13 protein-coding genes are annotated in these 13272 nt (G+C 60.6%); 8 read left to right on the top strand and 5 right to left on the bottom strand.

Annotation, left to right across the window (positions count from 1 at the left end):
• Positions 1-76 precede the first annotated feature (76 nt).
• The 6 genes from HY067_05535 to HY067_05510 all read left to right on the top strand — a co-directional run bounded on the left by HY067_05535 (position 77) and on the right by HY067_05510 (position 6452).
• The gene (locus HY067_05535; GenBank protein ID MBI3527414.1) at positions 77-940 is read left to right on the top strand and encodes an acetyl-CoA carboxylase carboxyltransferase subunit beta; all 864 of its coding nucleotides are present in this window, start codon (positions 77-79) and stop codon (positions 938-940) included.
• Between the two features lie 18 nt (positions 941-958).
• The gene (gene folC / locus HY067_05530) at positions 959-2236 is read left to right on the top strand and encodes a bifunctional tetrahydrofolate synthase/dihydrofolate synthase (protein ID MBI3527413.1); all 1278 of its coding nucleotides are present in this window, start codon (positions 959-961) and stop codon (positions 2234-2236) included.
• 24 nt (positions 2237-2260) lie between these two features.
• Positions 2261-2899 carry an SPOR domain-containing protein gene (locus tag HY067_05525; GenBank protein MBI3527412.1) on the top strand — a complete coding sequence of 213 codons (639 nt, stop codon included), beginning with the start codon at positions 2261-2263 and terminating at the stop codon, positions 2897-2899.
• Between the two features lie 92 nt (positions 2900-2991).
• Positions 2992-3483 carry a CvpA family protein gene (locus HY067_05520; GenBank protein ID MBI3527411.1) on the top strand — a complete coding sequence of 164 codons (492 nt, stop codon included), beginning with the start codon at positions 2992-2994 and terminating at the stop codon, positions 3481-3483.
• A 65-nt stretch (positions 3484-3548) separates the two neighbouring features.
• On the top strand, positions 3549-5069 hold the full coding sequence (gene purF / locus HY067_05515) for an amidophosphoribosyltransferase (GenBank protein MBI3527410.1): 1521 nt from the start codon (positions 3549-3551) through the stop codon (positions 5067-5069).
• A gap of 201 nt (positions 5070-5270) precedes the next feature.
• Entirely contained in the window at positions 5271-6452 is a 1182-nt protein-coding gene (locus tag HY067_05510; GenBank protein MBI3527409.1) for an O-succinylhomoserine sulfhydrylase, read from the top strand.
• Positions 6453-6482: 30 nt separating this feature from the next.
• Here HY067_05510 and HY067_05505 read toward each other — a convergent pair whose 3' ends face one another.
• The 5 genes from HY067_05505 to HY067_05485 all read right to left on the bottom strand — a co-directional run bounded on the left by HY067_05505 (position 6483) and on the right by HY067_05485 (position 10595).
• Complete coding sequence (locus HY067_05505; protein ID MBI3527408.1) at positions 6483-7208, bottom strand: UDP-2,3-diacylglucosamine diphosphatase; 726 nt, start codon at positions 7206-7208, stop codon at positions 6483-6485.
• A 66-nt stretch (positions 7209-7274) separates the two neighbouring features.
• Complete coding sequence (locus HY067_05500) at positions 7275-7745, bottom strand: peptidylprolyl isomerase (GenBank protein MBI3527407.1); 471 nt, start codon at positions 7743-7745, stop codon at positions 7275-7277.
• A 23-nt stretch (positions 7746-7768) separates the two neighbouring features.
• Complete coding sequence (locus tag HY067_05495; protein ID MBI3527406.1) at positions 7769-8338, bottom strand: peptidyl-prolyl cis-trans isomerase; 570 nt, start codon at positions 8336-8338, stop codon at positions 7769-7771.
• A gap of 50 nt (positions 8339-8388) precedes the next feature.
• Positions 8389-9522 (bottom strand): L,D-transpeptidase family protein, encoded by a 1134-nt coding sequence (locus HY067_05490; GenBank protein ID MBI3527405.1) that lies wholly within the window; start codon positions 9520-9522, stop codon positions 8389-8391.
• Between the two features lie 98 nt (positions 9523-9620).
• Positions 9621-10595 carry a tetratricopeptide repeat protein gene (locus HY067_05485; protein MBI3527404.1) on the bottom strand — a complete coding sequence of 325 codons (975 nt, stop codon included), beginning with the start codon at positions 10593-10595 and terminating at the stop codon, positions 9621-9623.
• 147 nt (positions 10596-10742) lie between these two features.
• On the opposite strand from HY067_05485, the gene HY067_05480 reads away from it, so the two are divergent.
• Positions 10743-12179 carry a cysteine--tRNA ligase gene (locus tag HY067_05480; protein ID MBI3527403.1) on the top strand — a complete coding sequence of 479 codons (1437 nt, stop codon included), beginning with the start codon at positions 10743-10745 and terminating at the stop codon, positions 12177-12179.
• A gap of 201 nt (positions 12180-12380) precedes the next feature.
• Positions 12381-13262 carry a trypsin-like peptidase domain-containing protein gene (locus tag HY067_05475; GenBank protein ID MBI3527402.1) on the top strand — a complete coding sequence of 294 codons (882 nt, stop codon included), beginning with the start codon at positions 12381-12383 and terminating at the stop codon, positions 13260-13262.
• The last annotated feature ends 10 nt before the right edge of the window (positions 13263-13272 follow it).

Genomic DNA, 13272 nt, shown 5'->3' with positions numbered 1-13272 from the left:
AAGCCTTTTCAGGGCATGGCAGCCGGATTGAAATGTGCCGGCGACGGTGCGTTCGTCAGCCCATGAGGACACTTGAATGAGTTGGTTGCAGAAACTGCTTCCGCCGAAAATCAAGCGCACCGCGGGCGCCGTCAAGAAGGTGGTGCCCGAAGGCCTGTGGAGCAAGTGCGAAATCTGCGAAACGGTGCTCTATCGCGCCGACCTCGACAAGAACCTGAACGTCTGCCCGAAGTGCGGCCATCACAACCGGCTCACCGCACGCGAGCGCATCGACCTGACACTCGACCCGGAAGGCCAGTTCGAGATCGCTGCCGAAGTAGAGCCGATCGATTTCCTGAAGTTCGTCGACAGCAAACGTTACACCGAGCGCCTCGAGCAGGCCAATGCCGAGACCGGGGAAGACGACGCCCTGGTGGTGACGCAGGGTTCCATCAAGAATGTTCCGCTGGTCGTCGCCGCATTCGAGTTCCGCTTTCTCGGTGGTTCGATGGGCTCGGTGGTAGGCGAGCGCTTCGTGCGCGGCGTGCAGAGCTGCTGCGAACAGAATCTGCCTTTCGTGTGCTTCACGGCCAGCGGTGGGGCGCGCATGCAGGAAGGACTGATGTCGCTGATGCAGATGTCGAAGACAACTGCAGCACTGACGCAGCTGGCCCGCGCGCGACTGCCTTTCATCTCGGTGCTGACCGATCCGACCATGGGTGGTGTCTCGGCGAGTTTCGCGTTTCTCGGCGATGTGGTGATCGCGGAGCCCAACGCGCTGATCGGCTTTGCCGGGCCGCGGGTGATCGAGCAGACGGTGCGACAGACGCTGCCGGAAGGATTTCAGAGAGCCGAATTCCTGCTCGAGCACGGCGCCATCGATATGATCGTCGACCGCCGGCAGATGCGCGACAAGCTTGTCAGCCTGATCACGCTGCTGATGCGCGCACCCGCCGCCTGAGTTTTCTCCAGGAATCCATTGTCCGTTGATCGCGTCATCGCGCCGCAGTCGCTTGCAGACTGGCTAGCCTATCTCGAACGCATCCATCCCTCGGTCATCGACATGGGGCTGGAACGCGTGTCCGCGGTGCGCGACCGGCTCGGCCTCGCGCCTGATTTCCCGATCATCACCGTAGGCGGAACCAATGGCAAAGGCTCGGTGTGCGCGATGCTCGAGGCCATTCTGTCCAGCGCCGGCTATCGCGTCGGCCTGTATGCTTCTCCCCATTTGTTGCGCTACAACGAGCGTGTGCGGGTTGCGCGGCGCGAAGTCGACGATACCACGCTTGTCCAGGCATTCAGCCGCGTCGAAAGTGTGCGCGCGCCGGATTCGCTGACGTATTTTGAATTCGGCACGCTGGCTGCAATGGATATCTTCATCCGCGACAATGTGGACGTTGCCGTGCTGGAAGTCGGACTGGGTGGGCGGCTCGATGCGGTTAACGTATTCGATGCGAACTGCACGGTCGTGACCACTGTGGATTTCGACCACATGGACTATCTCGGGCCGGACAGGGAAAGCATCGCCCGCGAAAAAGCCGGCATCTTCCGCGCAAGTGTGCCTGCGGTTTGCGGCGACGAGGAGCCTCCGACGACACTGGCCGGTCATGCCGCCAACATCGGCGCACCACTGGTTCTGATCGGACGCGACTACGGTTACAATGCCGGCCGCGGCGACTGGCGATACTGGAGCCTGCAGGGAAAACGTTCCGCATTGCCGTATCCCGCACTGCGCGGAGCCTATCAGCTCGCCAATGCGGCTACCGCGCTGGCCGCGCTTGAACAGCTTAAGGACATGCTGCCGGTGGACATGGGCTCGATCCGGCGCGGACTGGTCGAGGTCGATCTGCCCGGACGTTTTCAGGTTATGCCCGGCAGGCCGATGGTGATCCTGGACGTCGGCCACAATCCCCATGCCGCACGCGGTCTTGCCGACAGCCTGCGTGCGTTGCCCGCGGGCGGACGCATGATTGCGGTGTTCGCGATGCTGAAAGACAAGGATATCGCAGGTGTCGCGCAGCCTCTGAAAGACCAGGTCGACGAGTGGCTGGTGGCCGCGTTGCCGGGGTCGCGCGGCGCGGACGCCCAGCGGATCGAGCAGGCGCTGGCTTCGATCGGAGTCAGCGCGCCGATCAGCCGTTTCGAATCTGCGGCCGACGCCTATCAATGTGCGATCAGGTCGGCCGGACAAAATGATAAAATTTTGGTGTTCGGTTCCTTTTTCACGGTGGGAGCGGTAGTGCAGGCTCGCGGATGAGCCTGCTGCCGACCCGCGGAATTCATGGCGAAAGCAATTAGCGACGAAGAGCTTCAGCTCAAGAAACGTGCACGCCGGCGGTTGGTAGGGGCAGTCGCCCTGGTCCTTCTGATCGTCGTGTTCTTACCGATGGTCCTCGATAGCGAGCCCAAACCGCTGAACCAGGATATCGCGATTACCATCCCGCCGATTCCCAAGTCGGAATCGAACCAGCAGAAGCCCGCTCCCGTTGTCTCTTCGACGCCTGCTCCACCTGCACCACCACGCGTGGCGGGCATGCCCGCGCCTGCACCCGCAGTTCAGCCCGACCCGGCACCCGACCTGCCCAAGAGTGAGCCGGTCAGGCCAGAAGCCAAGCCGGTGCCAAAGCCCGTAGAGAAACATGAGATCAAGCCTGTGCCGGCCAGCCACGCCGCCGGCGAGGAAAGCTTCGTTGTCCAGCTCGGCGCGTTTTCCAATGCCGCCAACGCCAAGGCATTGCAGAAGAAATTGCAGGATAACAAGTTCAAGGCCTATACCGAACTCGTCAAAAACGCGGGTGGAGATCGCACGCGTGTGCGGGTGGGCCCCTACCCGACACGCGACGCCGCGGAGAAGGCACGTGATCGCCTGAAGTCGATGAAACTCATCATCGGCGAAGCGGCCGTCGTCCGACGGGACTGACGCTCCGGTAGCCGGCCGATGCTCAGCATTTGCTTGAAATTCCGGCTGTCGATCCCAATCTGTGAAATCCAAACGGGAACGCACCGCTGCCGATGACGGTATTCGACCTCATCGCGGTTCTGGTCGTTGCAATCTCGGTGGGGTTCAGCATCCGGCGCGGTCTGGTGCGCGAAGTGCTGGCGCTGCTGTCCTGGGTCGTGGCGTTCTGCCTGGCCAGATTGTTTGCGGCGGTGGTTGCCGGCTGGTTGCCCTCCTCGTGGAGCCATCAGGGATTGCGGTTTGCAATCGGCTTTATCGCCGTCATGCTGGTGAGCGTGCTGGCATTGAGTCTGGTGTCCATGATGATCGTTCATCTGGTCAAGGTCGCGGGCCTGACCACGTCCGACCGGATGCTGGGTGCAGTGTTCGGTCTGCTGCGCGGCCTGTTGATCATCGTGACCATGGTGTTGCTCGGTGGCATGACCTCCGAGCCGCGCGAGCCTTACTGGCGACATGCGCTGTTTTCCAGGCCGCTGGAGAAAATGGCTTCATGGGTAAAACCATGGCTGCCCGAGGACATCGCCCGACGGGTCAGCTTCGAATGACTTATACTTTTGCCTGCAAATTGCCGGCTGCCGGGCCGGTGTAACTGGGCGTGGAGATCTGAGCCATGTGTGGAATCCTCGGCGTTGTAGCAAAGACACCGGTCAACCAGTTGCTCTATGACGGGCTGCTGGTCTTGCAGCACAGGGGCCAGGACGCGGCGGGTATCGTCACCGCAGACGGCAGCAAATTCCAGATGCACAAGGGCGGCGGTCTGGTGCGCGACGTCTTCCGCACCCGCGACATGCGTCATCTTGTCGGCAACATGGGCATCGCTCACTGCCGCTATCCGACGGCCGGTTCTGCATCCTCCTTCGCCGAAGCCCAGCCGCTCTATGTCAATTCTCCGTTCGGCATCGTGCTGGGTCACAACGGCAATCTCACCAACGCAGAGCAGTTGAAGCGCGACCTTTTCCTTCAGGATCAGCGCCACGTCAATACCAACTCCGATTCCGAAGTGCTGCTGAATGTGCTGGCGCACGAATTGCAGGAGGCTGCCACCGGGTATCAGCTCGACCCTCCGGCAATCTTCCGGGCGGTTGCCGGTGTACATCGCCGCTGTCGCGGTGCCTACGCCGTGGTGGCCATGATTGCCGGATACGGACTGCTGGCTTTCCGCGATCCCCACGGTATACGGCCGCTGGTGGTGGGAGAGATGAAAACCGAAAAGGGCGCCGAGTATCTGGTGGCTTCCGAAAGCGTCGCGCTCGATACGCTTGGTTTTGAGTTGGTGCGCGATGTAGAACCTGGCGAAGCGATCTTTGTCGATCAGGACAGCAACTTCTACAGCCGCCAGTGCGCGGCCAATCCACAGCACCATCCGTGCATTTTCGAGTTCGTCTATCTGGCGCGCCCCGATTCGGTCATCGATGGGATTTCGGTATACGAGACGCGCATGCGCATGGGCAGAAGTCTGGCGGACAAGATCAGGCGCGATCATCGCGACCTCGAGATCGACGTCGTGATTCCGATTCCCGATTCCAGCCGCCCCTCGGCGATGGAACTGGCGGAAAAGCTCGGACTGCCTTATCGCGAGGGCTTCATCAAGAATCGCTACATCGGGCGCACTTTCATCATGCCTGGCCATGAGGTGCGCAGGAAATCGGTAAGACAGAAGCTCAATGCGATCGCCATGGAATTCAAGGGCAGGAACGTCCTGCTGGTGGACGACTCGATCGTCCGCGGGACGACCAGCCGTGAAATCGTGCAGATGGCGCGCGATGCCGGCGCACGCAAGGTTTACTTTGCCTCGGCTGCTCCGCCGGTACGCTTTCCCAACGTGTACGGCATCGACATGCCGACCTCGCGCGAACTGATTGCCACCGGACGCAGCGACGACGAGATCGCACGCGAGATCGGCGCCGACAAATTGATCTACCAGGATCTGGATGCGCTGGTCGATGACGTAAGTTCGGTGAATCCGGAGATTTCGCAATTCGAGACATCGTGTTTCAACGGCGTCTATGTCACCGGCGACATTACCGCAGAGTACCTGGCCGGTGTCGAGGCGCAGCGCAACGACGACGAACTGTCCAGGGGCGAAGCCAATATCACCCAACTGGACCTGAATCTGGCGACTGCCGAATAGCTCCCCTGTATGACCGGTGCCCGCAATTGACAGCCTCGGGTGCTCGGAGTAGCGTGTGGTCTTCGCGCCGATTTGACGACAGCTTGCGGGCGCGTAACAAATACTGCTAAAGCGCGCGTCGAATTCCGGACCCGCTTGGCGAAAGCTCAAGCGGGTTTTTTATTTTTCATGACGAAACCAACGGCATACGGGGATGTGGCGATGAGGTGGGACGAACTGGAACTCGAGACGCTGGCAGTGCGCGCGGGCATCCATCGCAGCCAGTTCAACGAACATTCGGAGGCGCTGTACCTGACGTCGAGCTTCGTGTTCAAGAATGCGGCCGAGGCGGCAGCGCGTTTTTCGGGCGAAGACTCCGGCATGGTGTATTCGCGTTACACCAATCCCACGGTCGCTGCCTTGCAGGAGCGCCTGGCCGCGCTGGAAGGCGCGGAGTGCTGTATCGCCACCGCTTCCGGGATGTCGGCGATCCTGGCCTGCGTAATGGGGTTGATGAAGGGCGGCGAACATATCGTCGCCTCGCAAAGCATCTTCGGCGCGACCGTGCAATTGTTCAACAACATCCTGAAGCGCTTCGGCGTCGAAACCACGTTCGTCTCCGCAACCGACGTCAAGGCCTGGGAGCGGGCGATCAAACCGAACACGCGGATGTTGTTCCTGGAAACGCCTTCCAATCCGCTCACCGAAATCTCCGATGTCGCCGCGCTCGCGAAAGAGGCCCATGCTCACGGCGCGTTGCTGGTTGTCGACAATTGCTTCTGTACACCGGTCCTGCAACGGCCGCTCGATCTGGGTGCCGACATCGTCATTCATTCGGCGACCAAATATCTCGATGGGCAGGGCAGAGTGCTGGGTGGAGCAGTGCTCGGTCGCCGTGCCGTCATCTTCGAAGGCCTGAACGGCTTCCTGCGCAGCGGCGGTCCCGCGTTGTCGCCGTTCAACGCGTGGGTGATCCTGAAGGGACTGGAAACGCTGGGATTGCGCATGCGAGCCCACTCGCAAACGGCGCTCGAACTGGCGCGCTGGCTCGAGGAGCATCCCAAAGTGGAGCGCGTCTACTATCCCGGCCTGCCGTCGCATCCTCAGCATGAACTGGCAAAGAGCCAGCAGAAGACCGGCGGCGGCATCGTGTCTTTCGACGTGAAGGGCGGCCGCGATGAGGCATGGAAAGTGGTCGATGCGACACAATTGATTTCCATCACGGCGAATCTGGGCGATGCCAAGACCACGATCACGCATCCGGCCAGTACCACGCACGGACGCCTGTCGCCCGAAGTGCGTAAAGCGGCTGGACTCGGAGAGGGTTTGCTGCGCGTAGCCGCCGGCCTGGAGGCGGCGACCGACATCAAGGCCGATCTCGCGCGCGGACTGTCGAAGCTCTGACCAGTCCGGCCTCTTGTTCGATCCGGCGAGTCACCCCAGCGACTGAGCCCGACAGCCGCTGGCGTCACACAATAGATAGGAGCCGTGGTCGTACCAGTCGGCCAGCACCCAGCGTTCGCAGTCGCGGCCATCAACCTTGTGCTCATGGCGTGCCGGCCGGTGTGTGTGACCATGAATCAACCGCGCGTAGGGATGAGCACGGAATGCGTCCTCCACGGTTGCTGGCGCCACATCCATGATGGTCATGTCCTTGACCTGCTTCGCCTGCTCGCTCCTGCCCCGTACTTCCCGGGCCATGCGTACGCGTTCATCGAGGGGTTTGCCCAGGAAAGCCTGCTGCCAGGCGGGATTGCGCACCATCGCACGGAACTTCTGATATTCGTGATCGTCGCTGCACAGCGTGTCACCGTGCATCAGCAGTGTCGGCCTGCCGTATAAATCCACCCGTGTCGGATCCGGCAGCAATTGCATGCCGCTCGTTTGCGCAAAGCGCGCGCCGATCAGAAAATCGCGATTGCCGTGCATGAAGTAGACGCGCACGCCGTGATCAGCCAGTGCGCGGAATGCCCGGGCGATCTGCATCGCATACGGTTGATCGAGGCCTTCGTCGCCGATCCAGTATTCGAACAGATCGCCGAGCACGTAGAGTGATTCGGCTTCCGGCGCGGTTTCGCGCAGAAAGCGCAGCAGCGTGTCTGTTGCCGCGGGGGTATCCGGCGACAGATGCAGATCCGAAATGAAGAGCGTATGAGGCATCAGGACAGCTGGGAAACGGGGGTCGGAAAGGCCGGCTTTATCCAGCCACCGGACCGATGTCCGTAATTAAACGATTTCCGCCTTCTTGATGACGACATCTTCGGCCGGCACGTCCTGGTGGAAGCCGCGGTTGCCGGTTGGGACAGCCTTGATCTTGTCCACCACGTCACGCCCTTCCACGACCTTTCCGAAAACACAGTAACCGTAGCCGTCGGCGCTGGCGGCGCGGAAATTCAGGAAGTTGTTGTTCACTACATTGAAGAAGAATTGCGCGGTTGCCGAGTGCGGATCCGACGTGCGTGCCATGGCGACGGTGTAAGCATCGTTTTTCAGGCTGTTTGCCGCTTCGTTCTCGATCTGCGCGCGCGTCGATTTCTGCTTCATGCCCGGTTCGAATCCGCCACCCTGGACCATGAATCCGTTGATCACGCGATGGAAGACAGTGTTGTCGTAGAAGCCATCACGCACGTACTGCAGAAAGTTCTCCGCGGTCACCGGCGCTTTTCCGGTATCGAGTTCGATGACGATGTCGCCCATCGAGGTCTGCAATTTGACTTTGCTCACTTTGCCTCCACCAGTTTCACGTCTTCGATCACCACCTGTTGCTGCGGTACGTCTTGCGGGAACGGGCCGCCCGCCCCGGTGGGCAGCTGCGCGATTCTTTCGACCACGTCCATGCCCTTGACCACCTTGCCGAACACGGTATAGCCGTAGCCGCGCACGGTCGGCGCGGTGTAATTCAGGAACCCATTGTCAGCCACGTTGATGAAAAATTGCGCCGTTGCGGAATTCGGATTCTGCGTGCGCGCCATCGCGATGGTGCCGATGCCGTTCTTCAAGCCGTTGTTCGATTCGATGCCGACCGGACCGCGCGTGGCCTTTTGCTCCATGGCTTTGTTGAAACCACCGCCCTGAACCATGAATCCGGGAATGACGCGGTGGAAGATGGAGTCCTTGTAGAAACCACTCTTCACGTACTGCAGGAAGTTCTCCACCGTCTTCGGCGCCTGCTCGGGGTAGAGTTCGACCGTAATGGCGCCGAGGCTGGTCTTGATCTCCACTTGCGGATTGGCGGCGAAAGCGCCGGTGCTCAACAGCAGGGCGAAAGCGAGCCCCCAAAACTTTTTCATTGCGTATCCTTCGACGCGGGTTTGAATTTGCTCGGCCCTCGAACCTGCCTTTATGCTGCCCCTTCGAACACGATGCGCCATTTGTTGTTTTCCCTGATCCAGTACTGGCGCTTCGTCATGCGATTGGAGAGATTGCTGCTGGCGTAGTCCTGTTCGAACGTCGCCACAGCCATTTCCTCCCTGCCGGGGTAGAGCAGAAGCGACATGTCGGAGACGCTGACCTTGATCCAGGTCTTTCCGGCATTGACCTGGTGCTTCTGCGCCGACCACTGCGCCAGGTTCAGGCCGTTCGACGTGAATTTCCGCGCATAGTGCCGCAGGTACGCATCGGTGTTGCGGCTTTCCCAGTCGTGCCGCCAGTTCTCGATTGAGGAAGCCAGGTCGGCACGCAGGGATTCGACTTCCTCGGGCTTTGCCCAATCTATCGAATCGGCAATGACGATCGGCGTCGAGCCGATCTGCAATTTTGCGGCCAGCGTCTCCAGGTCCTGATTGGTCAGCACGATGCAGCCGTCGCTGGCGCGCGGCGGCCTGCTATAGGTGTCGCGAGGCGTGCCGTGCAGCCAGATGCCGTGGCCATCGCGGCCGCGCATCTGATCCCATTCGTTCGGATAGCTGATCGGATAGGCGCCGCTACCATAAAAATCCGTGAGCTTGTCTTTCGGCAGCCGGCTGACCACGTGATAGACGCCAACCGGCGTTTTCTTGTCGCCCTCGCGCAGCTTCTCCAGGCCGTTCTTGCCGATGGTGACGTAGTAGTCGGCGACATAGCGAGGAGTCCTGCCCGTATTCTCGAATACGAACAATGTCGACTTGGTCGAGTCGAGCACCAGGGCGAGCTTTTCTTTTTCCGGCAGTTGCAACAAATAGCGCGGTGCCAGTTCGGGCGGGGGTTCGATCTGCGAACGGACCAGGCGCACCCTGGCTTCGTCGCGTAGTCCCGCAACTTGTTCGGCGGATCCACCAGAAGCGTTGCCGATGGAATTGATCGGCCGCGCACGCGCGAGCAGCAGGTCGCCTTTGACCAGTTGGGCCAGCCGGAAATTCGGATTGGCGACGAGCAGGCTGTCGATGTGATCGAGTGCGGAGGAAAACTTACTGTCGCGAATATCGAGCAGCGCGCGAACCAGCATGGCCTCGGGCGCGGAAATCTGGCGTGAAACCGGCGCCGGCGTGATGCTCATCGCCCAGGCGTAGGATGCGCCGGCAGCGACGATGACCACCAGTGCCTGAGCCAGCGTCTGGCGGGAGCCTGCCTGATAGCAGCGCGTCGGGCAGCCCACTAGTTCATTCTCTCCTGGACGATTTGCCAGCGGTCGTTGATTTTCACCAACGTCAGTATCTTGGCTCCGGATGTGTTCAAGGTGTCGGACTTGTACCCTTGGCGGAACTTCACGACCGCACGGCCGTTGGCGTCGAACGAAACCTTGGGCGACCCGACAGTCACTTCGATCAACTTTGGTTTGACGATGCGATCACGCCGGGTTGCCTCCCAATTGGCGCGCGCGTCGCCGCCCGGCACCTGGAAGGCCGGTGCGTAATACGCCAGATAGGCATCGGCATTCTTGCTCGACCATGCCTTGGCCCAGCCGTTGACGGCAGCCAGCACGGCATCCGCATCCGCCTTCGCGGATTGCGCTGCGGGCTTGGCGGTGGCCGTTGCCGGTTTCTCGATGGCGGCGGGTGTTGTAGCGGCGGCAACAGTGGGTTCGGCCGTCTCCGGCGATCCCCTGCCCGGTACCACGCTGCCGGAGAACAGATCCTTGATCATCGCTAGCTTGGTCTGCGCGGCGGCGTTGCTGCGATCCAGTTGCAGCGCCTTGTCGTAGGCCTCGCTCGCCATCTTGGCGTAGACGTCGCCCAGGTTCTCGTGCGCGATCGCGTAACTCGGATGCGTGCGGATCGCCATTTCCAGCGATTTGCGCGCTTTGTCGTACTGACCTTGCGAGGCGTACAGCACGGCCAGATTGTTATAGGGTTCCGGCAGTTCCGGATAATCCTCGGTCAGTGTGGTAAATACCTTGATCGCGTCGGCCGGCTTGTTCTGCTCGGTCAGGATCAGGCCCTTGAGGAAGCGCGCCCGGGCATCGCGTGGATTGGCGGTGATGACCGTTTCGATCTTCTCCAGCGCCCCGGCGTAGTTGCCCTGTTTGAACAGTTTGCTGGCATCTTCGTAGCTGTTGGCGGCAAATCCGGCCTGCATCTGCAACACCAGTAGCAGAGCAGCGCGCAGCGCCAGGAGGGGGATTCGGCTCATGTGTTAAACTTCACCTCAATAAAAAACGGTAGGTTATTGTAATTAATGGCAGATTCTACCAGCAGCGCGCTTCTGTCCACAATCTGAAAAATAACTCCCCTTGGGCGCTTACGCTTACGTCCCCAAGCGTGCCCTCAAGCCGCTCCGATGTTGAAGATATATAACTCGCTGACCCGTGCCAAAGAAACTTTCGTTCCGATCCTGCCGGGCAAGGTCGGCATGTACGTATGCGGCATGACGGTGTACGACTATTGTCATCTCGGCCATGCGCGCTTCATGGTGGTGTTCGACGTGGCAAAGCGCTGGCTCTCCGCGACGGGTTTCGATGTGACCTATGTTCGCAACATCACCGACATCGACGACAAGATCATCAGGCGCGCGGCGGAAAACAAAGAGCCGATCGATGCGCTGACCGGGCGTTTCATCCGCGCGATGGACGAAGATGCCGCAGCCCTCGGCGTGCTGAAACCGGATCTCGAGCCGCGTGCCACTGATAACGTCCCGCAGATGCTCGACTTGATCGATCAATTGATAAAGAAGGGCATCGCCTATCAGGCGAAAAACGGCGATGTTTACTACGCCGTGCGCGAATTTCACGGCTACGGGAAGCTGTCCGGCAAATCGCTCGACGAATTGCAGGCGGGCGAACGCGTCGAAGTGGACGTGAACAAGCGCGACCCGCTGGACTTCGTGCTGTGGAAATCGGCCAAGCCGGGCGAGCCTTCGTGGGAGTCGCCGTGGGGCAAGGGCCGGCCGGGCTGGCACATCGAGTGCTCGGCCATGAGCGAGCGCTGTCTCGGCGAACATTTCGACATTCACGGCGGCGGACAGGACCTGCAGTTCCCGCATCACGAAAACGAGATCGCGCAATCCGAGGGCGCGCACGATCACGCGTTCGTGAACTACTGGATGCACAACGGCTTCGTGCGCGTGGACAACGAGAAAATGTCCAAATCGCTGGGCAATTTCTTCACCGTGCGCGAAGTGCTGGCCCGATACGATGCGGAAGTGGTGCGCTTCTTCATCGTGCGCGGACACTATCGCAGCGAGATCAACTACTCGGACCAGCATCTGGACGATGCCAAAGGCGCGTTGACGCGTTTGTATACGGCACTCAAGGCGGTTTCGGCCAAGGCCGCGCCCATTGACTGGGATTTGCCGCTGGCGCGGCGCTTCCGCGATGCGATGGACGACGATTTCAACACGCCGGAAGCGGTCGCGGTGATGTTCGATCTTGTCAACGAAGTAAACCGCTCAAAATCTGCCCAAGCGGCGGTCCTGCTCAAATCGCTCGGCAATATCCTGGGGATACTTCAGCGCGATCCCGTGGATTTTTTGCAGGGCCGCAGAGATGCAACGGTCAGGGTTACAGGCGTTGAGGCCAGGACCAGCGTCGGTAATGTGACCGTCTCGACAGCTTCCGGCCTGTCCGATGAACAGATAAAAAAGTTGATCGAACAGCGCAACGTCGCCCGCAGGGCAAAGAATTTCGCCGAGTCGGACCGCATTCGCGACGAGTTGCTCGCGGCCGGCATCGTCCTTGAAGACGGCCCCTCTGGCACCACCACCTGGCGACGACGCTAGATCGGGAATGAACCCCGTACCGGCCCTGGTACGGCGATTGCTTCAATAAATCGTAGCATCGGCTTTGCCCCGGGCGATCGTTAGGATCATGCGAAGGTAAAGCGAACTGCCTGTTTGCGATCGAACAGGTTGCGTGCAAAAGAACAACAACGCGATGCAGTCGGGGGGATATCTGTCCATGAATAAGGGAAGGTATCCGAAATGCGCAAACGTTTTCCGGTTGTCGTGTTGTTGTCGTTCCTGTCTCTTCCGGCTGTCGCAGTCGACTATGCCGCCTACGGCAAAGTAGCCGCCAGCGTTGTCAGGGTCGTCGCGAGAATTCCAAACACCAATAGCACATCATTCGGCTCCGGAGTCGTTTTGCCGGACGGCCGCGTTGTTACCAACTGCCATGTCATTCCCGGCGCTGGCAAGGTGGTCGTCATGGAAGGAGCGGTCGGCACCGAAGTCGAGCGCGGACCCAGCGACCTCGCCGCAGATCTGTGCGTATTGCACCCGATCGCGCTGACCACGCCTCCCGCGCAAACCGCCACAGCGCATACGCTGGAAGTCGGGGACGAAGTCGTGGCAATCGGCTTCGGCGGCGGAGGCGGCCGCAGCATCTCGTCCGGTCGCGTAACTGCGCTATACCCGTATCGCAACGGCCAGGTCATCCAGACTACCGCGGCATTCCGCCAGGGTGCGTCCGGCGGCGGCCTGTTCGATCGTCGCGGCAATCTGGTCGGCATTACCACTTTCTTTCGGCGCAGCGGAGCCGAGTCGGCTTTCTTTGCGATCCCGGTCGAATGGATCGATGCCTTGACGTCGTCTGATGTCGAATCTGAATCCCGCTCGAATCCGTTCTGGATGCGGCCGCAAGGCGACCAGCCGCTGTTTCTGCAGGTTGCTAGTTACGAGGCGGACGGCAAATGGGCGGAGATGGAAGCGGCGGCGCGATTGTGGACGCAGGAGGAGCCGGGGCAGATGCAGTCCTGGGAGGCGCTCAGCCGCGCACTGATGGCGCTGGGCGGCGTGATGGAAGGCGGTACCGCCCGGCTACGGGCGAAGCAGGCTTCCGAGTCCGCGCGTACTTCGATTCGGTAGACGGATACAA

Source organism: Betaproteobacteria bacterium (assembly GCA_016194905.1).
Lineage (GTDB): Bacteria > Pseudomonadota > Gammaproteobacteria > Burkholderiales > JACQAP01 > JACQAP01.
This window is presented reverse-complemented; position numbering and strand designations above follow the sequence as displayed.